This is a genomic window from Sphingobacterium sp. xlx-130 (assembly GCF_011007405.1).
Classification (GTDB): domain Bacteria; phylum Bacteroidota; class Bacteroidia; order Sphingobacteriales; family Sphingobacteriaceae; genus Sphingobacterium; species Sphingobacterium luzhongxinii.
The window spans coordinates 16,126-42,722 of the sequence record NZ_WFKN01000010.1 but is presented as its reverse complement, the minus strand read 5'-3'; the positions used below and the strand labels follow the sequence as shown (position 1 = coordinate 42,722).

The window sequence follows — 26,597 nt, the reverse complement described above, 5'->3', positions numbered from 1 at the left end:
GTTTGTAACTTAACATTTAGTTTAAGGTATCATAACACCTCATTAACACCCTGTCTGATATAAACTTAGAATCAAAAGGTATGAATCAAAATATTAAACTACAAGACCCTTAAAGCATGTAGTTATTCCGAGCCAATGTCTTGGAACTTCTGATATGTAATAACCATAATTACAAATTTAATTTTAAGTCAAATTATGAAACCCTATTGTTACCAATTTAAAAACACCGCTCGAGCGCGGAGCCGTATCGTATCTCACCTTAGGCTGACGAGTCTTGTTTTAGTCCCTACCCTTTTATTATCCAACGTATGTTTGTCACATGCCTTGTCCCGAAAGGAGATAGGCGTTACGTTGATCTATAAGAATAGAAACGAACAGGATCGTACCGTTGTAGGCGTAGTTAGCGATAGTAAAGGTATGCCGCTAGTCGGCGTATCAGTTCAGGTAAAGGATAATCCATCCCTCGGCACCAAGACAGATTCCAGTGGAAGGTACAGGATTGAAGATGTTCCCAAAGGAGCTCAGCTGACATTTAGTTTTTTGGGTTATAAGACACATGAAGAATCTTTACAGAACCGGACGACCGTCGACATCACTTTGATTGAAAATACCAGTCAATTGGACGAGGTTGTGGTAGTGGGATATGGGCAGCAGAAAAGAGCCAATCTTACCGGTTCCGTGGCCACGGTTAATAATGAAAAATTAATAGCTGTTCCTGTTGCTTCAACTGCGCAAGCCCTTTCAGGCAGGTTGCCGGGGCTTATCACCAAGCAGTCGCAAGGCAGTCTTGGTGCATCGCCTTCTATTAGCATACGTGGTTTTGGGTCTGCATTGGTAATAGTGGATGGTGTAGAGCAAGCCAACTTCCAGAATATCGATCCGAATGAAATAGAGTCTATATCTATCTTAAAGGATGCTGCAGCGGCTGTTTATGGGGCCAGAGCAGGTAATGGAGTCGTGTTGGTAACGACCAGGAGAGGCAAGGCAGGTAAAGCTCAAATTAGCTTAACGAGCAGTTCTTCACTGCAGAAGCCCACATTTTACCCCGAATATGTAGATTCATGGGATTACGCAATTATACAAAATGAAGCCAGCGCTTTCGCCGGATTAAAGCCTGTTTACACGGCAGAAGAAATTCAAAAGTTTAGAGATGGGAATGATCCTGCCTACCCCAATACCAAGCATTATGACAATATCATCAAACCTTGGTCTCTAATGCAGACCAATAATCTTAACGTCTCAGGAGGTAGTGAGAATGTAAATTATTTTTTGTCTGGTGGTTATTTGTTTCAGGACGCAATCTACAAGTCCGACGGAGTAAACCTGAATCGTTTCAATATCAGGTCAAACGTAGACATTACAGTTGCTGATCATCTAAGAGTCGGATTGGATTTAGCTTCACGCTATACCATCAATAAGGACGTACAGACAAGCACTCAGAATATTTTTCAAGCTATTGGGACGACTACCAATCGATTTCCAGGGTCGTATCCAGATCCGACCAAGACACCTTATGTCGGTAGAAATTCCATAAGCCCCTATATTTTAATGGACCCCGACTTGTCAGGATACAATAATACAGATCGAAATTACTTAACAGGAGCCTTATCTTTAAATTACGAGGCACCCTTTTTAAAAGGCCTGACCGCCACCCTTAAAGGAAACTATGTAGGTGACAATAGTTATAATAAACTATGGACTATTCCTTTTTCAACCTATTACTACGATTATGAAAATGACATTTATACCGTTGCAGCTTCCGGCGGAAAATATAGTTTGAAGGAGCGGCAGGACCGTTCTCGGGAGTTAACATTGCAAAGCATGCTTGCGTATGAAAACACGATCGGAGACCATGAAGTTAAAGCCTTATTCGTTAATGAGATTATAGATGCCAGATCCAATTGGTTTGATGCTTATAAGGATGGTTTTATTTCTAATTCGATTGATCAGATGTTTGCAGGGGCCACTAATCCACTGGCCAATGGGAGCGCTTTTGAAGAAAGTAGAATGAGTTTTGTAGGACGATTAAACTACGGCTACAAGTCAAAATATTTACTAGAATCGACCGTACGTTACGACGGGTCGTCACGCTTTGCACCGCAATATCGTTGGGCCTGGTTTCCCAGTGTTTCTGTCGGTTGGCGAATTTCAGAAGAACAGTTTGTAAAGGAAAATCTCAGCTTCGTTGACAACTTAAAGCTGCGGCTTTCTTACAGCAATACGGGCTACGATCGCAATGCAGCAGCCTATCAATACCAATCTACGTTTGGCTTTAATACACAATATGTATTCGGATCTGCGCCCTACAAGACATTGCGTACCAATGGAATTGACAATGCATCAATATCATGGGAAGATATATATACTTATAATGGCGGTTTGGAAGTAGATCTATGGAAAGGATTAATCGGAGCCGAACTGGATGTGTTTTACCGATTACGGGAAGGCGTATTGGGCACCCGTACGGACGTTTTGCCCAATACATTTGGAGCGACTCTGCCTCAAGAAAATATAAATGCTATAGACGACCGAGGCTTTGAGCTTATTTTAAAACACCGCAATAAGATCAATGACTTTGAATATTCTGTCAATGCCAATTTTTCATTTGCCCGATCAAAGTACGTCAGATATGCCGAGCAAGAATTCACGGATCCAGATCTGGAATACCAACAAAAGCGTACCGGGCAATGGGTAGACCGTACCTTCGGCTACAGAACCGATGGTTTTTTCAATTCACAAGAAGAAATAACGAGCAGTGGTATTGATTATGACCTTAAGGGCAATAGCACCATCAAGCCAGGTATGATACGGTACGTAGATATAAACGACGACAAAAAAATTGATTGGCGAGATAGGCAAGAAATTGGCCGTGGTACCTTTCCTCAAACCATGTTTGGGTTGAATTTTGACTTTAAGTACAAAGGGTTTGACTTAAGCATGTTGTGGCAAGGTGCCGGCAGTTATAGTGTAGAGTTCAATAATAATATGCGAACCCTTTCTATAAATAACGTTTGGAATTCTTATAAGTTCTTATACGATGGGCGCTGGACTCCTGAAAATAAAGACAAGGCACAGTTTCCGGTCACTACGAATGGCGCAAATACTTATATGAATGTAACGTCCGATATGTGGTTGCGTCGTGGAGATTATATCCGTCTTAAAGACTTTTCGGTGGGCTACACCCTGCCTCCGAGTCTTATTTCCCGCGTAGGAATTTCTAGGGCAAGGGTATATGTCACCGGTTATAATGTGTTAACATTTGATAAATTGGGCGGCATACCTTATGATCCCGAGGGAGTAGGGTCAAGCTGGGCTTACCCTCTTTATAAGTCATATTCATTGGGATTAAATATTACACTATAAAAACTGAAGTAGCGATGAAAAATTTTAATAGATTTCTTCTAACATTAGGAGTTCTTACTTTGACTTCCTGCGACAAGCTATTTGATCGAGACCCTTTGGACAAAATTTCAAGTGGGGTAGTATGGGCAGATATAAACTTAATCGATGCTAATTTAGCCCAATTATATGCCGAAACACCATTTTTCTATAACGAAACCAGTAATCTAGTAAATGAAATGGCCTATTTAGGAGCAGAGGCATACTTGGTCAATGCTAGAAATGCCTGGATACAAGGTACATTAGACCAGACGGGAGGTCACCTGGAGTTCTGGGCATTTAACCAAATACGTAATTTAAATACCTTCATAGAAAACGTATCCAAGGCCCCGATCGACGCTAAGATAAAGGACATTAAAATAGCGGAAGCGAGATTTCTTCGAGCATTTGACTATTTTGAAATGGTCAAGCGTTATGGAGGAGTTCCCATTATTACCCAAGCACAATCACTTAATACCCCCATAGAAGAGTTGCAAGTGTCTCGTAACTCGGAGCAGGAAGTATATGATTTTATCGCCAAAGAATGCGATGAGATTGCAATCATTTTACCCGAGGTCGCTTCAGAATATGGTCGGATAACAAAATATACGGCATTGGCGCTTAATTCCAGGGCCATGCTGTATGCGGGTAGTGTCGCTACATATGGTAAGCAACAGCTTGATGGCCTATTAGGTTTTGCCACCTCAGAGCGTACTAAATATTGGCAAAAATCGTACGACGCCTCCAAAGCTATAATGGATGCAAAGAAGTTCGCACTATTCAACAAATACCCCGATAATAAATCTAAAAACTATCAGTACATCTGGCTTGATGAACGCAACGGAGAAACGATATTTTCAAAAGTTTTTAATGGAATAGGGGCAGTAGGTCATTCCTTCGATTGGTATTCCTATCCTTCAGGATTTGAAAAAGGGTGGGGAGCGGATACACAAGCCTATCTGGAGACTTTTCAAGCCTACCAGAAGATTGACGGAACCGCAGGCGATTGGGATTTTAGTGCCATACAAACGGGGTTACATACGTTGGATGACCTGTTCAGTAACCGTGATCCTAGAATGTATGCATCGTTATTGCACCAAGAGGCCCCCTTTAAAAATGGTAAAGTCTACAGTCACAATGGAACCTATCTCCAAGGCACAACAGGTCCCTTGACTATTTCGAATACCATTGTAGGTCCTTACAATGGTGCTAATTGGTATGCTAGGGCTACATCCTGGTCTAAAAATTATGTTGCGGGCACTGGTTTTCCACTAAAGAAATTTATTGATGAGACCAAAGATCAACCACAGGCGGGCGAATCCACTACCGATTATATTGTATATCGATATGGGGAAGTTTTACTAAACTTCGCCGAAGCGGCGTTTGAGTTAGGTAAAACTACTGAAGCACTTGATCACATTAATTTAATAAGAAAACGGGCGGGTATGCCCGAGCTGACTTCTATTACCCGAGAGCAGATTAGGGACGAGAGACAGGTTGAACTAATGTTCGAAGGGCACCGTTTTTGGGACTTGCGGAGATGGAGAATAGCTACTACAGAATTATCTAAGGAGATGCACAAGATCAAACTTAATTTTGACTGGCAATCCAAGAAATACCAGGTGTTTGTCGAGAAGCAAGACCCCGTTATCAGAAGTTTTACGGAAAAACAATACTATTTGCCAATTACTGTAAATCGTATTGCAAATAATCCTAAACTTGCTCCAGAAAATCCGGGTTATGAATAGTTGTCGGACGGGCTCTTGTTGTCCAATAGAGCAAAAGCTATATTTGTTGATGGCGTTAGCCCAAAAAAGGAGAGTCTACTGCTTACTATTCCAAACCTTCAAAAGATGGATTAAGATTTAAATACCTAATAATAATTGATAAAATTCTGTATGATTAATTTAGATGTAAAGCACGTTATTTTGTTTGTTTGGGGAATACTTCTATCAGGCATAGTCATTGCGCAAGATACTATTCCAAAACCTTCGCCTGCACAGTTAAGGTGGCAGGAAGCAGAGCTAACAGTCTTAATATGTTATGATCTACCTGTCAGCGATGGCAAGAAATACAACCAGGCTCATAATCGTATTAATCCCGTAGAGGATTACAATATTTTCAATCCGGAGCAATTGGATACCGACCAGTGGATCCGCTCTGTAAAAGATATGGGCGCCAAGATGGCTATCCTTACGGTGACCCATGAGACCGGCTTTGCCCTGTACCAGTCCGATGTCAATCCCTATAGTATGAAGGCGCTGAAATTTCAGGACGGGAAAGGTGATATTGTCCGTGATTTTATAGCATCCTGCAAGAAATATGATATTCTTCCCGGTCTCTACATCGGCATCCGCTGGAATTCATTTTTAGGTGTTTACGACTTTTTGGTCAGTGATGATGGGAGTGAGTTTGCGAAGAACCGACAGGCGCATTACAACCGAATGTGCGAAAGAATGACCGAAGAGCTGATGTCCCGATATGGTCCCTTGGCCATGGTCTGGTTTGACGGAGGCGCCCATGGTCCCGAGTTGGGCGGTGCGGATATTCTGCCCATTGTCGAAAAGTACCAGAAGGATATTATTTTCTACCACAACACCCAGCGAGCGGATATCCGCTGGGGAGGCAGTGAGACGGGCAAGGTGACGTATCCATCTTGGGGTACCTATCCCTTCCCTTATTCCCATTCTACGAATCAGAAATTTGTTTTCAAGGACAATTTCCGTCTGCTGAAGGAAGGCGATCCCGATGGTCGATACTACATGCCCGCGATGAGCGATGCCCCTTTGCGGGGCTATAACGGTCGTCACGAATGGTTCTGGGAGCCGGATGATGAAGCGGCTATCTTTCCTCTTTCCAGCCTGATGGATATGTATTACGGATCTGTTGGGCGCAATTCCACGTTGATCCTTGGACTGACACCAGATCCGTCGGGATTACTTCCCGAGGCCGATGCGAAGCGTATCAAAGAGTTTGGTGATGAGATCAGGCGAAGATTCTCGGCGCCACTTGCCAAGACCAGTGGCGAGGGCAATATCTTGACCATGAAGTTGCCCGGATTGCAGACGGTCAACCATATTCAGCTGAAGGAGGATATTGCCCATGGCGAGCGTGTAAGGGAATTTAAAGTGGAGGGCAAAACAAAACAAGGCTGGAAAGTGCTGGCGACGGGGAGTAGTATCGGCCACAAGTATTTGGTCAAGGTGGATGATGTAGAAGTTTCCTCGTTGCGGTTTACAGTTTCCAAGAGCAGGGCAAAAGCCCTGATAAAGGAGTTCGCCGTGTTTGCTGTTACCGAAAAATAAATTTTCAATAATGAAGAAGTTTCTATTAATGATTACTTTTTTATGGATGACCAGCGATAATTACGGTCAAAATATGTCAAAAGATGTGTTGATTAAGGATAAAATTCAACTTCTTTCTGATGATCATATTTTTCAAAGTCCAGATTATTTCAATTGGTGCTCATCTATAATTAAAGACAATGATGGACAGTATCATTTGTTTTATTCCCGATGGAAGAAAGAGTACGGTTTTACGGGGTGGCTAACCCATTCGGAAATTGCACATGCCGTTTCCGATAAACCTTTAGGCCCATGGACCTATAAGGAGACCGTAATGTCAGGGAGAGGGAAGGGACATTGGGATGCCATAACTGCCCATAATCCGATGATCAAGGAATTTGAGGGCAAGTACTATCTGTATTACGTTTCTACGCAGATGAATAGCAAAGACTACACCGAGAGCGAGTTGATAGAGACAGCTAAGATTGGCTATACGCACCCAAACTGGAAAATACTGCGCCCCAATCAACGTACTGGTGTAGCTGTTGCATCAAATCTCAATGGTCCCTGGGCGCGAATGGACGAACCTTTAATAGAGCCCTCTGGTCCGATAACAACGTTAACGGTAAATCCCTCAATTGCTCAAGGTAAAGATGGAAAGTATTATTTGATTGTAAAAGGCGATAAACCTAATGAAACCCGTTTTATCCGAAATCAGGCAGTCGCCATTTCTGAGTCACCAACAGGCCCATTTATTATGCAATCGAAAGCTGTAATAGAAGACCTGGACACCGAAGATCTCTCGGTATGGTACGATAGATCGAGGGATTCCTTTTATGCCGTATTTCATGCACATACCTTTATTGGAATGATACAATCTAAAGATGGTGTAAATTGGGAGCAAGCACCAGCATATAAGATCAGTGAGAAAAAAGTTAAAAAAAAGGACGGGAGTTTCCTCTTGCCAGACAGACTTGAAAGACCATTTATTTTTCTGGAGCAAAATGAACCTCGTGTTTTATCCATGGCGGTAAAGAAAGGCAATGATGCTTATATTATATTTCTACCTATTGAGCAATCTATATTATGATTAAAAATTACACCCCCAATCGACTAATTGTATGGGCAATCATCCTGTTAATAAGTCCATTTTTTTCTGGTACAGCAGTTGGCCAAGTCTGGAATCCTGATCAGAGGGAGACCCATGTATTTCTATTGATGGGACAGTCCAATATGGCTGGATACGGAGATATGTTGCCTGAAGATTCTGTAGCTGTGCGAGGCGTGTTTTATATCCCTACTATTGGAAACGAGCCATTTCAGTGGAAAGTAGCGTCACATCCTTTGCACAACCGCTTGAAGTCAGATCGCTTTGGCTTAGGGATTCCGTTTGCAAAAGAATACCAAAAAAAGCACCCTAATGTTATTGTAGGTCTGATTCCCGTTGCGTGGGGAGGTGCGGGTATCGATAGATTAAGTAAAGGGACTTCGGTCTATGCCGATGCTATTAAGAAAGCACTTTTTGCAGCGGGACAAGGAGCCAAGATTAAAGGGGTTCTTTGGCATCAAGGGGAGTCGGATACCGTAAGTGAGGAGTTGGCCACTTCCTATGAGCAAAAGCTCCGGAAGATGATCAGTGATTTGAGAAATGATTTAGGGGTAGTTGATTTGCCGTTTGTTGTCGGTAATCTTGCCGAGTTTTATGGGACAGGACCCGATCATAATGCTCCCCAACGGGTTCTTCAAATTAATACCGTTAAACAGACGTTAAGGAACCTGCCCCAAAAAGTTAAGCATACCGGTTTTGTGGAAAGTGTGGGGTGTAAGTCTATCGATCATCACAATGTTCACTTTGATCGTGAATCCTATATTATTCTAGGGAAGAGATACGCAGATAAACTCGAAGAGATGTAATTTCCATTCAACATCCATGTAATGCCCTAACGATCCTATGCATTTAATGCAGATCTCACTTAGTTTCCAGATTCGGTCTATGGTCTATTGTTTCAATACGAATGGAACTACTCCTTATTAATCAATATAAATATTAATAAAAATGCATGATTTCATAAAAAATCATGCATTTTTTGTGTTAGACCATGGGCAGTAACTAATTCCATATAGGAAATAATAGATTTATGATATATGCTAATATAATCTATCATTTTGCAATATAATCTATTTTTCCTCCTGTATCTTGTTGGTATTTTTATTGTTACAGAAAGTGGTGGGGGTAATTGTTTTCCTTATTTATAGCGGATTGTCTATTGTTGGTTAATGTTCAGAACCTACTCTCTTTTACTTGTATTGAATACCAAAAAAACCAATAAATTATGAAAAGAAAAATTTCACCCTACATCTGCTATTTTCTAAATTGTGTGATGTTGGCTTTTGTATTAATGTCTTTTTTTAGCCTCAAAGCTAATACGCACGAAAAAGATTTAACACGTAATTCTTATTCTAGAGCTAAGGTTGATACCGTCGTACAAGGTATGGTTACAGACAGTGCTAAAAATGGTTTGATAGGCGTATCAGTATCCATTAAAAACAGGCCAGATATTGCGACAAGCACTGATTTAAATGGTCGATATTCCCTGAGCGTGCCTTCTGCCAATTCCGTTCTAGTTTTTAAGATGGTTGGATTTATTACTGAAGAAAAAAATGTTGATCATTCTATTATTGACGTTGTTTTGAGAGAAGACAATTCGACATTAGAAGAAGTACAGGTTGTTGCATTTGGAACTCAAAAGAAAGAAAGTGTTGTGGGAGCAATTACAACGATTAACCCTTCAGAGCTTAAAATCCCTGCAAGCAATTTAACAGCCGCCTTGCAAGGTAGAATTGCAGGGATAATATCTTACCAAAGGAGTGGCGAACCAGGGGTAGACAATGCAGATTTTTTTATCCGAGGTGCGGCAACCTTTGGCTATAAAAAAGATCCACTTATTCTAATCGATGGGCTTGAATTGACTCCCACCGATTTAGCACGTTTACAACCCAATGATATCGCAAGTTTTTCTGTTTTAAAAGATGCAACTTCTGCTGCAGTATATGGCGCGAGAGGTGCAAATGGAGTTATCTTGGTAACCACAAAAACAGGAACAGAGGGAAAGGCGGAAATAAACTTTCAATATGATGCCGCATTTTCTGAACCTACTAGAAATATAAAACTAGCAGACCCCGTAACGTATATGCGTCTTCACAATGAAGCTGTACTGACCAGGAATCCGTTAGGAAACCAGATTTATTCACCTAATAAAATTGATGGAACGATCAGAGGGGACAATCCACTAGCTTACCCAGCCAATGATTGGATGGATATGCTTTTAAAAGACCGTACTCTTAATCACAGGTCAAACTTAAGTATTAAAGGTGGGGGAAAAGTAGCAAGGTATTATGTGACTGGAACACTTAATCAAGACAATGGCGTTCTAAAGGTGGATAGACGCAATAACTTCAATACGAATATTGATCTGAAATCAAGCTCTCTCCGGTCCAACGTGGATATCAATGTTACCAATTCGACAAAAATGGCTGTTAGGCTTTATGGTAATTTTGATGATTATACTGGTCCAATAAGTGGTGGAAGTGAAGTGTATAACCAGATTATGAATAGTAATCCCGTATTATTTGCCCCTTATTATCCTGCGGATGAAGCAAATGAATTCACCAATCATATACTCTTCGGTAATGCCTTGTCGAATCCTGAAAATGTAAATTCATCGCTTAAAAATAACCCTTATGCTAATATGGTTATGGGGTACAAGGATTATTCACGTTCATTAATGCTAGCTCAAATCGAATTAAGACAAGATCTTTCGGGTATGGTAAATGGGCTAAAAGCGCGTTTGATGGCCAGTACAAATCGACGTTCCTTTTTTGACGTCACAAGGGCTTATACCCCATTTTATTATACGCTACCTGAATCGAGTATATTAAATGATAAATATGTGTTAGAAGGATTGAATCCAGAAAAAGGGGCTGAGACGTTATCCTACAAGGAGGGTGCAAAACAAGTTTCAACAGAAAGCTACATGGAATTCGCCTTAAATTACGATAAAATATTTAACGAAACCCATAATATTAGCGGGTTACTTGTAAGCATATTTAGAAATAGCATTAATGCAAATGCGGGATCTCTTCAGAGCTCATTGCCTTTTAGGAATACCGGCATTTCTGGTCGATTTAGCTATGGTTACGATAGCCGTTATCAGGTTGAGTTCAATTTTGGTTACAATGGTTCTGAACGATTTTATAAAGACAAACGTTTTGGATTTTTTCCTTCTGCAGGGGTAGCGTGGAATGTATCCAACGAAAATTTTTGGAAAGGATTTAAAAATATAGTTTCCAATCTTAAAATAAGAGCAACTTATGGTTTGATCGGTAACGATGCCATAGGATCGCCTACAGATCGTTTCTTTTATCTATCAGAGATTACTTTAAATGATGCGGGGAGAGGCGCTGTATTTGGTCAGAATTTTGAGCGTTCCCGTCCGGGGTATACCGTTAAAAGATATGATAATGAGGATATCACTTGGGAAAGATCCGAACGAATAAATCTAGGTATGGATACTAGAATATTGAACTTCAATGTTACTGTTGATTATTCCAGAGACTACCGTACTAATATTTTAATGGATCGCTCTTACATACCTACAACGATGGGTTTATCTGCAGCCGTAAGAGCCAATACGGGCGCTATGAAATCGGAAGCATTTGAGGCCTCAGTAGATTATAACAAGAATTTTCAAAATTCCACCTGGATCAGTTTGCGGGCAAACTTTACTTACGCTACCAACCGCTTTGAACGTTATGATGAGCCCAATTACCCAGAACCGTACCGAAGCTTGATAGGAAGTCCTGCTAACCAACAGCGAGGATATATCGCAGAGCGTTTATTTATTGATGATCAGGATATTAACAATTCTCCAGTTCAATCTTTTGGCAAATATATGCCGGGAGATATAAAGTACCGAGATATTAATGGAGACGGAAGAATAACAGAGGCCGATCGAGTTGCTTTGGGCTATCCTACCAGTCCTGAAATTGTATATGGTTTTGGTTTTTCTTCTGGCTACAAGAGTTTTGATCTTTCTGCTTTTTTTAGTGGACTGGGCCGCACCTCTTTTTGGATAGATAACGCCGCAACCAATCCCTTTGTAGATGACCAAAGAGGCTTGCTTGAAGTTTATGCACAAAACCATTGGTCCGAAGAGAATCGTAATCTTTATGCTTTATGGCCTCGTCTTAGTAGTGTTGTTGTAGAAAATAACAACCAACGCAGCACCTGGTTTATGCGAAATGGAGCGTTGATGCGCCTGAAACAGGTAGAGCTGGGGTATACCATGGGTAATGAAATTGCAAATAAAGTTTTCATGAAACGGTTACGTATTTATGCAACAGGAAGCAACCTTCTTACCTTCAGTAAATTTAGGCTATGGGAGCCCGAACTAGGTGGTAATGCTTTTAATTACCCGCTTCAGCGTGTGTTTAATCTTGGAATAAATGCTACATTTTAATTGTTAATAGGAACTGAACATGAAAAAAATAATTTATTTAATTGCCTCATTGGTAGGGCTTAGTGTACTGAGCTCCTGTCAAAAGTATCTGGATGTAGTACCAGACAATATCGCCACTTTAGAGGATGCATTTTCCTCAAGAATTCAGGCGGAGAAATCCCTGTTTACTTGTTATTCCTATTTACCTGCCGAAGGAGACCCCCAGGTTAATCCTGCTATGTTGACGAGTGATGAGTTTTGGTTGTTTCCTGGTGTAAGAGGAAATTCTGGGATAAATCCCAACGGCTGGTATATTGCCTTAGGAGAGCAGGGACTTACCTCTCCTTTGTTAAATTATTGGGATGGGGAGAATGGCGGGAAGCCATTATTTAGAGGTATACGTGATTGTAATATTTTTATAGAAAAGATTATGCAGGTACGTGATATTAATTCTTATGAGCGAGACAAATGGATAGGAGAAGCGATGTTCTTAAAGGCCTATTACCACTTTTATTTATTAAGAATGTACGGGCCGATTCCTATTGTTGATAAGAACTTACCCATTTATTCAACCCCTGAAGAGGTGCGGGTAGCACGAAGACCAGTTGATGAATGTGTAGATTATATTGTGAAAACCCTTGATGAAGCGGCTTTGCTTTTACCGGAAAAGGTTGATTTGCCTCTTGAAGAATTGGGACGGATTACAAAACCGATTGCTTTGTCCATAAAAGCGAGGGTATTGCTTATGGCTGCAAGCCCCTTGTTTAACGGGAATTCTGATTTTGCCAGTATGAAAAATAAGGACGGGCAAATACTTTTTAATCAGGCCTATGATGCATCGAAATGGGAGAGGGCTCTAAAAGCGACCCAAGATGCTATAGATCTAGCAGAATCTGTAGGTGTTCAATTGTATAAGTTTCAACCCACAATTATAACAGGTCCGCTTTCTCAAGAAACCACAAGGATCTTGTCGCTTCAAAATGCGGTAACTGAACGTTGGAATTCTGAAATTATTTGGGGTTTAACGAATAATGATACGAGAATGATGCAATCTATATCAATGGCTCGATTACAGAATAATTATGGTGTGGCTTCTTCGATGGCCCCTACCCACCGAATGGTAGAACTTTTTTACACCAAGAACGGTGTACCCATTTCAGAGGATAAGAATTTGAGCTTTACCAATAGGAACGACCTTCGTGCGGGCACTGCTGCAGAGAAGTTTTATATTAAGCAGGGCTATCAAACTGCGCGGATTAATTTTGAAAGAGAGCCACGTTTTTATGCAGATATGGCTTTTGATGGCGGAATATGGTATGGGATAGGCAAATATGCTGATGGCGGGGATGTTTGGTATGTACAAGGTAAATTTGGTCAAAATGCGGGAAGACGTGACATTACACGATTTTCTTCTACGGGTTATTGGCCCAAAAAGTTAGTGAATTATTTAACGACACAGGCAGCAGGTGGGGAATTTAGTACCCAGCGTTATACTTGGCCAGTGATGCGCCTGGCCGATCTTTATTTAATGCATGCAGAGTCTTCAAACGAAGTAAACGGTCCCAATGCAGATACCTTTAAATATTTGGATAGGATTAGAGAAAGAGCAGGATTAAAAGATGTTATGTATTCTTGGTCAAATTTTTCTACAGAACCATCAAAGCCAGCTACCAAAGAAGGCATGCGCAGCATTATTAGACAAGAGAGGATGATTGAAATGGCATTCGAAGGAAGTAGGTTTTGGGATTTGCGCAGATGGAAGGAAGCACCTACAGTTTATAATGGTCCTATTAAAGGGTGGGATATAGAACAAAAAGATGCTGTAAATTATTACAGGGAAAAAGTTTTAGATTATCAGACATTCCAGCTAAAAGATTACTTCTGGCCAGTGAAGGATAATAATATTTTAGTCAACAGTAATCTAATTCAAAATATAGGTTGGTAATAAAGTTAAGGAAATATGAAAAAGATATATATAATACTTATCAGTTTTTTGATTGCAGCCTGCATCCAAAGCTGCTCCGAAGATCTTGGTGTAAGCAAGCCATTGCTCAATGATGATAAGGCTCCGGGCAAGATTTTGGATGTTCGTATAGAAAATAGACCCGGTGAAGCTAAGCTCGTTTATAAAATACCCGGCGACAATGATTTGTTGTATGTTAAAGCTGAATATGAAATTCGCCCAGGGGTCAAAAGAGAGGTGCGCTCATTTAAAACGAATGATTCATTAATTGTGGATGGTTTTGGTCTTGCTAAAGAATATGAGGTAAAGCTGTATGCGGTAGATAATGGAGAGAACATATCTGAACCAATTACCGTAAGAGTAAATCCTTTAAACCCTCCCGTGCAGACGGTGCTTCAGCATCTGCAGATTATTAATGATTTTGGGGGAGTTGGTTTGCTCTATGATAATCCATCAAATGCAGAGTTGTCATTTGTCGTCGTTAAAAAACAGGACGGAGATCAAGATTTGTTGGTCAAAACTTTTTATACCAAAGCTAAGGAAGGGGCTTTTAACATTAGGGGGTATCCGGTAGAGCCTATCGTATTCGGTGTATATATTAAGGACAAGTTCGGAAATCTTTCTGAGACAGTGTATAAAAATATTTTGCCCATTGAGGAAGTGCGGTTGGATAGGTTAAAATTTTCAGAATATACTTTACCTACCGATGTGGGGATCCATTCAGACAGCTGGAAAATATCCAATATGTGGGACGATAAATTCGGAGAGAAACAGGGCTTTCACTCAAGCCCTTCTATAGAAATTGTGATGCCGATATGGGTGACTTTTGATATGGGCGTAAAAGCAAAACTTAGCCGCTTTAAGCAATTTCAGCGAACTTCTACACCAAATGCTGTATTTGATCACAATAACCTTAAAAGGTTTGAACTCTGGGGTAGCAATAACCCTTCGACAGACGGAAGCTGGGATAGTTGGGTTTTATTGGGTACTTACGAATCCATAAAACCATCCGGACTTCCTAGAGGTACGGTTACCAATGAAGATGTAGCCTATGCAAAGGCCGGTGAAGAATTTAATGTACCTACCTCCGCTCCAGCTGTGAGGTACATTCGGGTTAAGGCATTAGAAAATTGGTCGGGTGGTCATATAATGCAGATTGCAGAAATGCAATTTTGGGGACAAGTACAATAACATAGTGGTTTTTAGAAACAAGTATTATGAAATATTACAATAAATTATACGTCATGGTGGCAATAGCTTGTACGTTATTTATCGCCTGTTCAAAGATGAATGACCCTATTGCTGAGTATGTCAAAAATGGAGAGATTATTTACTCCACGCGTTTAGATTCGCTAAAAGTATTCTCTGGCAATGAGCGGGTCAAGCTTACCTGGTTGTTGCCTGCCAACCACTCGGCAGTCAAAGCTGTGGTATATTGGGATGGTAAAAAACATTCTCGTGAATTGCCTTTGCAAAAAACTTTGGTTAATAATTATGAATTCACCATGGAGGCTATGACCGAAGGATACTATTTGTTCAGTATTTATACCTTTGACAAAGCGGGGAATGCTTCTATAAAAAGTGAGATCAGCGCAGTGGTGTATGGAGAGCGGTATCGTAAGGACTTGCTTAATCTGGTATACACCAAATTAAGCAAGTTGACCCAAGGGGTTTCTATTAATTGGGCCGTGGCAGAAAAAGCTATGGTCGCCGTTGACGTGGAATATACTGATATGGAGGGAAGAATAAAAATCAAAAGAACACCTACTACAGAGAAAATCACAACCATTATTGATGCTGATTCAAATAAACCGATTCGTTATCGAACAGTTTTTAATCCGGGTTTAAATGCTATAGATGTATTTTTATCTGATTGGACAGGCTATATTACTGTAAATTAAATAACACATTGCCAGCTAGATATCCGTTTTTTTGCTTAACAAGCTTTTTCGGGAATGATTAGCTTTGTTAAGCCTTTTTGCCTAATAGATTTTTATCCATCATTTTGTATAATTATCTATTTTCATCATTATTTCTTTACGGTACCTTGGCTTTAGTTTTTGGTGAAACAACCGTTTCATTTTTGTTTAATAGATTTATGTTATGTCGAGTATCAAAGAGTTATCAGAGCGTTTAGAACAATGTTATACGGGAGCTGTATACGATGTATTGCGAGATATGGGGTATCCCAAGCAGTTCCTTCCTTATCATATAAGACCTGTAAATGTTCAGCATAAGATAGCGGGGCCAATTTTCACGATTTCTGGAAATACCGAAGAGGAGATCGATAAGGAGACATCATTGTTGAAGTGGTGTGAAATGTTGTCTAAAGCACCATCAGGACATGTGTTGATTTGTCAACCCAACGATGATACCGTTGCCCATATGGGCGAGTTATCAGCAGAAGCCTTAACGTTAAAAGGGGTAAGAGGATATATTGTTGAAGGAGGCTGTCGAGATACCACTTTTATCGAGTCAATTGGTTTTCCTGTGTTTTGTACTTATTTTAGTCCAAAGGACGTCGTAGCTACTTGGTCCGTTAAAGAATTGGGTGAAAGTATTACCATTGGAAATGTTTTCATTCGAACCGGAGACTATGTGTTAGCAGATCGTGACGGCGTAATTATAATACCTAAAGAAATAGTTATAACCGTGTTGGAGACCACCGAGGCTGTATTAAGAACAGAGAATTTAGTGCGCAAAGCTATACTAAGCGGGGTAGACCCTGTTACAGCATATTTAGAATTTAAGAAGTTTTAAAATGGACAAAAAAGCTATCAAGTTACATGTCTTGGATAATGTGCAAATAGTTATTGAAGATATCAATCAAGGAGACTTTTTAGCACTTTCAAACGAGCGCGTATTAATGGATGTTAAGATTGGTATAGGCTCTAAAATAGCTGACCAGACTATTCAAGAGGGACAAAAGATTATGAAATATGGGGTACCCATTGGATCAGCCACAACCACTATTGAAAAAGGCGAATGGGTTCATCTCCATAATATGAAGAGTGATTATATTCCCACTTTTACGCACCACAGAGAATTTAAAGAAGATGTAATTTAAACACGTAACCATGCAATGGAAAGGGTATTTGCGACAAGATGGTCGAAAAGGAATTCGTAATTATATATTAGTAGTTTACCTGGTCGAATGTGCGCACCATGTCGCCCGGGAAATTACTCAACAATTTAAAGGAGCACCTGTTCAATTAATCGGTTTTTCGGGCTGCTATCCGAACGAGTACGCCGATCGTATTATGAATGCACTCTGTACACATCCCAATGCCGGTGCTGTGTTATTGGTTTCATTGGGCTGTGAGAGTTTTAATCGAAGCAGGTTGGCATCCACCATCGAAGCTTCGGGTAGGCCCGTCCATACTATCGTCATTCAGGAGAGCGGAGGCACAAGAAGATCAATTGATGAAGGGGTATCCTGGATCCAAGATACGTTGGAGCAGCTACAGAACACACCGACTACCCCGATGTCTATTGAAGAGCTTATCGTGGGCACAGTATGCGGGGGCAGTGATGCCACTAGTGGCATCACTGCCAATCCAGCTGTTGGTCGTGCTTTCAACAAATTGATAGCAGCGGGCGGTACCGCTATTTTTGAAGAGACCGGCGAAATGATCGGTTTGGAATCGATTATGAGCAGCCGTGCGGTCACCCCTGAGTTGGCGGTTGAGCTCAAGCAGTCTGTAGTAAAAGCGGCTAGGTATTATACCTTAATGGGGCATGGTAGTTTTGCTCCCGGCAATGCGGATGGCGGGCTCACGACTATCGAAGAGAAGTCGATGGGAGCATATAGCAAAAGCGGTGATTCGGTTATAAGCGGGCTTATTAAACCTGGAGACCGTCCCCATAAGCCTGGTTTATACCTTATGGATGTAGTGCCAGACGGAGATCCCAAGTTTGGATTCCCCAATATTAATGATAATGCGGAGATCGTAGAAATGATCGCTAGCGGTTGTCACCTGATTCTTTTTACGACAGGAAGAGGTTCTGTCGTTGGCTCAGCGCTATCTCCCGTAATAAAAATATGCGCCAATCCCCACACCTATCAAAAATTGCAAGAAGATATGGATATCAATGCAGGCACCATTCTAGAAGGAAAGGCAGGCCTAGATGCGGTAGGGCAAGAGATATTTGCCATGATCCAGCAAGTAGCTTCTGGTCAGCCCACCTGTTCCGAACAATTAGGTCACCAAGAGTTTGTTTTGACCTATAAAACTTTTTTACCACTAGGACCTTCTTGCTTGCCAGCTTGAGGCCATCTTATAAATTTGATTTTATGACATCAAATACAGCTACAAAATCTAGTGCAACGTCTAAAAAAACAGGCTTTATGTGGGGCACGGTATTGGTTGTCAGTTTGTTTTTTCTTTGGGCAATTACGGCAAATTTGCTACCCGTTCTTATTCCCCATTTGAAAACAGCTTGTCGATTGACCGATTTAGAATCTTCCTTGATAGATTCCGCATACTGGATAGCTTATTTTTTAATTGCCCTACCTGCCGGGTTATTTATGAAGAGGTTTGGTTACAAGCAGGCGATTATACTAGGTTTAGTATTAGCCGCAATAGGTGCCTTTTTATTTTATCCAGCAGCAGAATCCCGTTCCTATCCCTTCTTTCTTTTTGCGCTTTTTATTTTAGCGTCAGGGATGACTTTCTTAGAAACATCGGCCAATCCATTTATTATGATTCTGGGCGATTCTGCGACGGCCTCGCAGCGGCTCAACTTTGCGCAGGCTTTCAACGGGTTAGGCGCATTTATTGCAACCATGTTTCTTAGTAAATTGATTATCGGCAGAGAGGTCAAGTCTCCGGATGAGCTGAAGCTACTTTCGCCCGAAGCGTTGGATCATTATTACTCCCTGTTATTTCATAAATTGAAGACACCTTACGTTGCTATTGGTGTTGTTCTGCTCATTATTGCCTTCCTATTCGTTGTCGCAAAGTTTAATCTGAAAAATGCTGATGTACCCGAACACATTAAGGAGCCAGATGAAAGCCAAATTGCGCAGTTGAAACGTACACAGTTGAGATGGGGCATAATTACACAATTCTTCTATGTAGGCGCGCAAGTTTGTATTTCTAGCTTTTTTATATTGTATTGCACCTCCATCGTTGGTATCAGCGAGTATGAATCCACCAGCTATTTAGGGCTTTTATTATTAGGATTTATGCTTGGCCGTTATATCGGAGCGTTCCTTATGAAGTATGTAGATGCGGCAAAGATGTTGTTGATATATGCCTCAATCAGCCTTTTTCTGATGTTGTATATTGTAGTTGTAGGAGGTCTTGAGGCTATTTACGCCTTCATTGGGGTTGAGTTTTTTATGTCGATCATGTACCCCACTATATTTTCGCTTTCTGTACGCAACTTAGGCAGAGGCACGCCCATAGCTTCATCCTATATGGTGATGGCTATTATCGGAGGGGCGGTATTCCCTCCCTTGCTTGGATACATATCCGATATGAGCGGCAGTATCCAGTTGGCTTACCTGGTACCGCTCCTTTGTTTTATACCTGTTGCCCTTTTTGGCTGGGCGCAAAGGAGTAAAAAGCAAGAAAGGGATCAATTACGGAGATGAACAATATTTTAAAGCCTATAATAGTATGTTTTTCAGTGGTATTCTGGTCTACCGGAATATTGTGTGGACAATCTGGATCACCCGCCCCATATGGACCAATACCGAGTCCCGCACAGCTCAAATGGCATGAGACTGAAATGTATGCGATGATATGTTTTGGGTTAAATACCTATACCGATCAAGAATGGGGCTATGGAGATGTAGATCCTAAATTATTTAACCCCGAATTTTTTAATGCAGAACAAATCACCAACGTTTTAAAAGAGGCGGGTTTTAAAGGGCTTTTGTTGGTGGCCAAGCATCATGACGGTTTTTGTTTGTGGCCCACCACGACCACCGCATATTCTATCGCTGCCAGTCCCTGGAAGGAAGGTAAAGGAGATATGGTGAAAGAATTTGAAACTGCTACTCGTAAAGTCGGATTAAAGTTTGGCCTTTATAATTCACCCTGGGATCGGAATAGTTCAACTTATGGTACACCAGCGTACATTGACATTTACCGGGAGCAATTGAATGAATTGAACAGTAACTATGGCCCCCTGTTTATTTCTTGGTTTGACGGAGCAAATGGAGGTGATGGTTATTATGGCGGAGCCCGAGAAACGAGGAAGATCGATCGCTTTTCCTACTATGGATGGCAAACAACTTGGAGTTTAATTCGCCAAAAGCAACCAGAAGCTGTTATTTTTAGTGATATCGGACCCGACGTACGTTGGGTAGGCAATGAGAAAGGTATTGCCTCAGAAACAAGTTGGTCGACTTTCACTCCAAAAGGCGGAACTGCTATAAATAAGCCAGCACTGGGAGATAGTCGGTATAAGGAGGCACCTAGTGGCCATAGAGATGGAAAGTACTGGATTCCTGCCGAGTGCGATGTGCCTTTGAGACCGGGATGGTACTATCACGCTTCACAGGATAGTCAGGTAAAAACACCTGCTGAGTTATTTGATATTTACTTCAAAAGCGTTGGAAGGGGAGCTGCACTAGATCTGGGTATCGCCCCAGATAAGAGAGGGCTGTTGCACGACAATGATGTTAAAGCTTTAAAAGGATTTGGGGATCTTTTAAAGCAGACTTTTTCCGCTAATTTATTAGCGAAGGCCACTATAACAACCTCCAATATACGTGGAGGGGAAGCCCGTTTTGGGCCTGAAAATTTATTAGATAATAACCGCAATACCTATTGGGCCACGGATGACAGTGTGACAACACCTGAGTTTATTATTAAGTTAAAGATCCCACAGCGATTCAATATTATCCAGCTGAGGGAGTATATTGCACTAGGGCAGCGTATCGAGGCTTTTGCGGTAGATATATGGAAGGATAATGTTTGGGAGGAGGTCGCTCAAGGTACTTCGGTGGGCGCGCAGCGTTTGTTGAGGATGCCTGCTTTTGTAAGCACAGATCGTATACGGGTACGTATTTTGAAAAGTCCCGTATCTCCTGTTTTGAGTGATTTTGCGGTATTCGCCGAGCCGGACTCTTTATTGGCATCTGTAATCCAGAGAAAAGAAATTGTATCTACTCCCAAAAAAGATTGGCGTATACTTTCTGCCCCTGGTGGTGCGAATAAGGCAAAAGCCTTAATAGAAGATAGCGCCGATATTTGGCAAGGCCCTTTTGATAAAAAGAATTCTTTCAACAATCAGATCATTATAGATATGGGGGCAGCTCAAGAAATTTCAGGCATATTATTTACCCCACCTTCCGAAGCTTTCAGCGCAGGACTAATGGATAAGTACCGGTATTCTGTAAGTTTAGATGGGATAAATTGGCAGGAGGAGATCATGGGCGAATTAGGCAATATTCGGGCTAACCCGCTTCAACAGATCATCCCGTTTGCTGAAAAAAGAACGGTAAGGTATATAAAGTTTATACCGATTCATCTGACAGACGAAGGAGCAATAATCAGAATTGCAGAATTAAGCACCTATTGAGAGTAATGGGGCCTTATTGATAGACCTCCTAATCCAGCATCGAAGTGCTTCATGTCAATAGGTTACGTGGTCGTCTTTTTTGAAAGACTTCCGGATCACGCTTTTTGGAAGTCCATTCGGCCAGTGTACGGCCCGCAATGGATCATCTGCAGGTAGCTCCCATTTAAGGAGCCCCAACGCTAGCGGACGTAATACCCCATTACAGGCTGTTTAATTCTATGCTCCGTATAGTTTAGTCCATTACTATTGTAGAATCGTCTATTTTCTAGTAGATGTGCGGTTAGTATATTGCCTTCTGGTGACGATTATTAATCATTCATTTTATTTGATATTGATTGAAAGCAGGAATAGTATAGACCATATTGTTTTACTCCATCTTAAGACGGACAAGAACGCATTAAAACAAAGTAATACATCTAGAAGTTATGAAAATAAATGATTTATCAAGACGTAAGTTTATTACGGCATGTTCCGCATTTTCAGTATTGCCCATGGTTTCCAGTGCGCTTTCGGCGACGAGCGCTATAGCACCTGACAAAGCAGCAGCTAGGCTGAATGACAAGGACAATACGAAAGGGCTTAATTTTGGCATGTTTATTTGCTGGTCGTTTAGTACGTTCTCTGACCGAGAGTGGACAAGAGGAATAAAAGATCTGTCTATCTTTCAGCCTACGGGATTAGATACTGACCAATGGTGTCGAGTTGCGAAAGAGGCCGGCATGGATTATATTCTCTTTCTTACGAAACATCATGATGGATTTGCGTTATGGGATACGCAGACGACCTCTTGGAAAGTTACTAACAGTGTGCTTCAAAGAGACGTTTTGAAAGAGCTTCAGAAGTCCTGTAAAAAGTACGAACTCAAATTGGCATTATACTTTTCCGAAGGAGATTGGACCTGGATACCGCAAGATCTGAATCCAGAAGACTTTGTAAAGCCCGAGAAATATTGGTGGATGGGAAGGAGCAGTGAATTGAAAAAGGCACAGTTAAAAGAGCTATGTACAAATTATGGACCTATCGCATATTTTTGGATGGACCACGCACAATCTGACGGAGGGCTTAGTCATACCGAGACAGCGGCATGGGTTAAGAAGTTTCAACCGGATTGTCTGGTCGGTTTTAATCACGGAGAAGTGGCCGGAGATATTCGTTTAGGCGAGATGGGTAAACCAGGGCCATTGGATAGTGCCGAGGGAGGAGGTCCATACAACAAGGTGGTGCACAAAGATTTTAAGCGTGCAGAGTTTACCTATCCGATTTTAGGTAAAGGAGGAAGATGGTTTTATACAAGTCCCAAAAATGACGGAGAAGCTTTAAATCCGGAAAAAATATACGAAGACTATAAAGGAGCTATAAAATACAATAACCTTTTTGCACTGGACGTCGGTCCTGATAGAGAAGGCAAACTTCGGGATATTGATGTAAAAGTTTTACAGCAAGTTGGTAAGTTGATACGAGGGAGATAAAAGTTTATGTTCGAAATAGAAAAATAGAAAATTGTGGTTTTCCGGGCTATTATCCAAGTTTTGTCATGATTTTCTTTTCACTTGAAAAGAAAAAACGCCTGAAGCGGGAGCTTCAGGCGTTTTTAACTAACCAATTATTAACCTAAATTATGAATACTAAAGACATCTCCAATACCGTGCCAAAATTAAATTATAGCGTCGTGTTATTGTTAAAATGCTTAATTTAGACCGTAATAAAAAGATGGACAGCACTATTTGGATGAATAAGATTACGGGTGTAACTTTCGTTGCATTATCGCTATGTCTTATGATTTCGTGCGCTACACAAAAGAAATATAGTCAGCAATGGTATTTTGATAGTCTTGAGGGCTGGGACTTTGATCATCAGGATGACAATCCTTTGAACCAACTTGAAGTTGAAAACGGAATTTTAAAGATTTTTACCCGAGCCCACTCACGTGATCGAAAAAAGATAAGGACAGCAGAAAAAAAATATACTTCCGGCCGGTACACTTGGAAGACTTATATCCCGGTTATGGGTACACGTGATCAAGCTAGTGTTGGCTCTTGGATTTATGCAGACGATAGGCATGAGCTCGACTTCGAAGTTGGTCACGGCAAGGAAGCAGAACGAAAGAAAGTAAATGCTGCTTCGGATGAAATGTTGGTCTATATGACTTCACAGGCCTTTCCTTTTTCGTCGCGTGTCGTAGCTGTCAAACCAGGCTGGCATATCTTTGAAATCGATTTGACGCTTAGAGACGATAGGTATTTTGTGACCTGGTGGATTGATGAAGTAAAGCACCACGAGTTACAGCTCGAATACGGAGCAGAAATATCTTTTTATATCTATTGTAGTGTTGAGAATCTCAAGTTTATCGGAGACCACATCCCAAAACAGCAGAACTATGGGTTGTTCGAATACGTAAACTATCAATATCATAGGTAAAAGAATAGGGTTTATTGTGTCTAGAATTCAAATATAAATCCTATGGATGGTACAGCAGTTGTGTTGCGGTCATTTAAAATTAAAGGAACCGCATTGGCACCATCACTTGAGACAGGCTTGCCATCCGTTGTTAAAAAATTACTGTTGTCGGCGTTGCGTTCGAAGGTATACTTGGGCAATGAAGGCGTTTTAAACAACAGCGCATTCTGTAGATCGGCAAACACGATAAGGCTTGTTTGTCTGAAATTAAACTTTTTGTCCACCCGTATATCAAGCTGTTGAAAGACAGATAATCTTTCGCTATTGAGTTGTGTATAATCCAATACTCCGCGACCCAACGTCAAATATTGGGCTCTGGAAGCCACCGGATCGAAAGGGGTATAAGGTTGGCCGCCCGCAGCCCTATATTTTATGCCAACATCCAGGTTTTTCTTAAACTTATACCCGAGGGTAGCCGAGATCGTATAGCCATAGTCCCAGGTCGAAGGCTTAAACACGCCATCGCTACCTGAAAAGACAGATTTAAACAGGGTAGCACTCGCAATGTAAAATAAATTGCGGATCAACTTCTGCTGTACGTATGCTTCGGCACCGTAGACTTTGCCCTCGCCTTGGGAAGTATAGGAGTCGTTGCCTACAGCCGAGAAATCAGTGCCTACATTAGCCAACGAGATACCATCGGTGCGGGACACGGGATAATTATTATATCTTTTGTAAAAGGCCTCAACAGTAAATCTAAAATCATTGCGGGGTACAAATTGTGTACCCAAGGTATAATGGACCGAATTGATGTACTTTAAGTCTTTATTAACCAGTTGCTCATTTATGTCTCTATAGCCCAGTGCCGTATAGATAGGCAACTTATAATAGCTTCCTATCGAACCGGATATATTCCATTCTGGACTAAGGACATACGACATGGACACCCGGGGCGAGAGAGATTTAAGCGGATTCCTACCACCAGACGTAAAAGTATTCATATCCGTGCGTGCACCCGCTGATAGCAGTACGCGCTCCTCCCAAAGGTATTTGCTCAAATGTATATATCCGCCCAGTTTAAAAAAATCAATAGCCGAACGCGTATTCACAGTTACCGCTGGGCTGCTCACCTTCCCTTGTCCATCGGAGGTTTCGGCTTTTACCGTATTAAACAGATCGACATCATATTTCGAATATTGTGCTCCCAGGCCATAACTCCACTTCCAGCCATCGTTGTATTTATTGACATCCAGACGCAATTTATTTTCACTCTCATGGCTCTGCAAGCTAAATAATTTATTGCCCTCGGGTACGGCATTATTGGCATACCGGTCAGCGCCATTAAAGGACATGTTGCGACTCAAGGCAAGCGTATAATATCCTTGATCTACCAAGCGCTTGAATGATGCCCCCATCGTGTAGTTCCATTGTTTGATCAAAGGGTTAGACCTTAAAATATATTCTTTATTTACATCCACAGATTTAGGCGGCTCTAATTTAAAATTATCGATAGCCCCCAGACCGATCAGGGTCAACTCCGATTTGCTGTCGATCTTATGGTTTACTTTATATTGAAAATCCCAATAATCCGGACGTATGGGGAGATCTAAAAGTTTGAACAAAAATTGCAGATAAGATCGTCGTGCAGAGGCCAAGAAGGTCGTCTTTGGCCCCAAGGGCCCTTCAAAAGTGGTCGCAAATTCACTTCCGGATAAGCGTACATTCCCGGCGAGTCTATCCGGGTTGCCATTGCGCTGCTTGATGACAAAAGTGGAGGCCAGCGCATTATCGTATTTACTGTCAAATGCCGACGAAGAAAGCTGAACATCGTCTATAAACGAAACATTCAAAATACCTGTAGCTCCGCCACTGGCGCCCTGCGTCTGAAAATGGTTCAGTACAGGTATCTCTATACCGTCAAGATAATACACGTTTTCTCCAGGGCCACCTCCGCGTACAATAATGTCATTACGATTGGCGCTGGTACCACCGGACACGCCAGGGAGTACTTGGATCACTTTAGAAACATCGAAATTGCCCCCGGGGTTAGCGCGGATTTCTTCAGAAGTTAATTTCTGTGTCGACAGTAGTGTGATCCGGTCTGTAGCACGTACCGTAGGTCTTATTTTGACAGCAACCTCTTCCAGGAGCTGCGACGAGGGGCTGAGTTCAATAGTTAAAAATTGTGGATTACCCGCATTCACATTGATATTGTAACTATAAAAGGGCACAAATCCTAAAGCAGTACATTCGATATTATATTTACCCGTAGGCACCACGATACTGAATGTACCTTGTGGGGTAGGTTGGGCGAGAAGAGTATCCAGTCCTATAATCCTAATTGTCGCAGAAGATACCGGCTGCTGGCTCTGGATATCTAGCAGCTTTCCGCTTATTAACCCGGTCGTCTGGGCAGTTAAGCGAAGCGTTAATAAGGTCAGAATTGATAGTAATCCTATTTTCATGGGACAAAGCTAATTAAAGTGTAAAATTAAACTATTTTACGGATCAAAATCCTAAATATCTCAAAAAAAAGAAGCT

Annotated in this window: 17 protein-coding genes; 16 read left to right on the top strand and 1 reads right to left on the bottom strand. The window is 41.3% G+C overall.

Annotated features, from left to right (window positions below):
- Nucleotides 1–195 precede the first annotated feature (195 nt).
- The 16 genes from G7B18_RS16085 to G7B18_RS16010 all read left to right on the top strand — a co-directional run bounded on the left by G7B18_RS16085 (nt 196) and on the right by G7B18_RS16010 (nt 24,077).
- Nucleotides 196–3,363, top strand: coding sequence for a SusC/RagA family TonB-linked outer membrane protein (locus G7B18_RS16085; protein WP_164123458.1), 3,168 nt, complete (start codon nt 196–198; stop codon nt 3,361–3,363).
- Nucleotides 3,364–3,377: 14 nt separating this feature from the next.
- The gene (locus tag G7B18_RS16080; protein WP_164111593.1) at nt 3,378–5,126 is read left to right on the top strand and encodes a RagB/SusD family nutrient uptake outer membrane protein; all 1,749 of its coding nucleotides are present in this window, start codon (nt 3,378–3,380) and stop codon (nt 5,124–5,126) included.
- Nucleotides 5,127–5,276: 150 nt separating this feature from the next.
- Nucleotides 5,277–6,683, top strand: a complete 1,407-nt coding sequence (locus G7B18_RS16075; RefSeq protein WP_164123456.1) for an alpha-L-fucosidase — start codon at nt 5,277–5,279, stop codon at nt 6,681–6,683.
- Nucleotides 6,684–6,693: 10 nt separating this feature from the next.
- Nucleotides 6,694–7,752 (top strand): glycoside hydrolase family protein, encoded by a 1,059-nt coding sequence (locus tag G7B18_RS16070; RefSeq protein ID WP_164123454.1) that lies wholly within the window; start codon nt 6,694–6,696, stop codon nt 7,750–7,752.
- Nucleotides 7,749–8,576: a sialate O-acetylesterase gene (locus tag G7B18_RS16065; RefSeq protein WP_164123452.1), complete on the top strand. Its 828-nt coding sequence runs from the start codon at nt 7,749–7,751 to the stop codon at nt 8,574–8,576. The genes G7B18_RS16070 and G7B18_RS16065 overlap by 4 nt, the downstream gene beginning before the upstream one ends.
- Nucleotides 8,577–8,995: 419 nt before the next feature.
- Entirely contained in the window at nt 8,996–12,181 is a 3,186-nt protein-coding gene (locus G7B18_RS16060) for a SusC/RagA family TonB-linked outer membrane protein (RefSeq protein WP_164111617.1), read from the top strand.
- 19 nt (nt 12,182–12,200) lie between these two features.
- Complete coding sequence (locus G7B18_RS16055) at nt 12,201–14,105, top strand: RagB/SusD family nutrient uptake outer membrane protein (protein WP_164111619.1); 1,905 nt, start codon at nt 12,201–12,203, stop codon at nt 14,103–14,105.
- A gap of 15 nt (nt 14,106–14,120) precedes the next feature.
- Nucleotides 14,121–15,314 (top strand): DUF5000 domain-containing lipoprotein, encoded by a 1,194-nt coding sequence (locus G7B18_RS16050; RefSeq protein ID WP_164111621.1) that lies wholly within the window; start codon nt 14,121–14,123, stop codon nt 15,312–15,314.
- A gap of 26 nt (nt 15,315–15,340) precedes the next feature.
- Nucleotides 15,341–16,024 carry a DUF4998 domain-containing protein gene (locus G7B18_RS16045; protein WP_164123450.1) on the top strand — a complete coding sequence of 228 codons (684 nt, stop codon included), beginning with the start codon at nt 15,341–15,343 and terminating at the stop codon, nt 16,022–16,024.
- Nucleotides 16,025–16,226: 202 nt separating this feature from the next.
- Nucleotides 16,227–16,883 (top strand): RraA family protein, encoded by a 657-nt coding sequence (locus tag G7B18_RS16040; protein WP_205600260.1) that lies wholly within the window; start codon nt 16,227–16,229, stop codon nt 16,881–16,883.
- 1 nt (nt 16,884) lies between these two features.
- Nucleotides 16,885–17,190, top strand: coding sequence for a UxaA family hydrolase (locus G7B18_RS16035; RefSeq protein ID WP_164111625.1), 306 nt, complete (start codon nt 16,885–16,887; stop codon nt 17,188–17,190).
- A gap of 10 nt (nt 17,191–17,200) precedes the next feature.
- Nucleotides 17,201–18,394 (top strand): UxaA family hydrolase, encoded by a 1,194-nt coding sequence (locus G7B18_RS16030; protein WP_164123447.1) that lies wholly within the window; start codon nt 17,201–17,203, stop codon nt 18,392–18,394.
- 23 nt (nt 18,395–18,417) lie between these two features.
- Nucleotides 18,418–19,722 (top strand): L-fucose:H+ symporter permease, encoded by a 1,305-nt coding sequence (gene fucP / locus G7B18_RS16025; protein ID WP_240452882.1) that lies wholly within the window; start codon nt 18,418–18,420, stop codon nt 19,720–19,722.
- Nucleotides 19,719–21,659 carry an alpha-L-fucosidase gene (locus tag G7B18_RS16020; protein ID WP_164111628.1) on the top strand — a complete coding sequence of 647 codons (1,941 nt, stop codon included), beginning with the start codon at nt 19,719–19,721 and terminating at the stop codon, nt 21,657–21,659. The genes fucP and G7B18_RS16020 overlap by 4 nt, the downstream gene beginning before the upstream one ends.
- Before the next feature lie 425 nt (nt 21,660–22,084).
- Entirely contained in the window at nt 22,085–23,128 is a 1,044-nt protein-coding gene (locus tag G7B18_RS16015; RefSeq protein ID WP_164111630.1) for an alpha-L-fucosidase, read from the top strand.
- Between the two features lie 241 nt (nt 23,129–23,369).
- Nucleotides 23,370–24,077, top strand: a complete 708-nt coding sequence (locus G7B18_RS16010) for a hypothetical protein (protein ID WP_164123445.1) — start codon at nt 23,370–23,372, stop codon at nt 24,075–24,077.
- Nucleotides 24,078–24,097: 20 nt separating this feature from the next.
- Here G7B18_RS16010 and G7B18_RS16005 read toward each other — a convergent pair whose 3' ends face one another.
- Entirely contained in the window at nt 24,098–26,521 is a 2,424-nt protein-coding gene (locus tag G7B18_RS16005; RefSeq protein WP_164123443.1) for a TonB-dependent receptor domain-containing protein, read from the bottom strand.
- Nucleotides 26,522–26,597 lie beyond the last annotated feature (76 nt).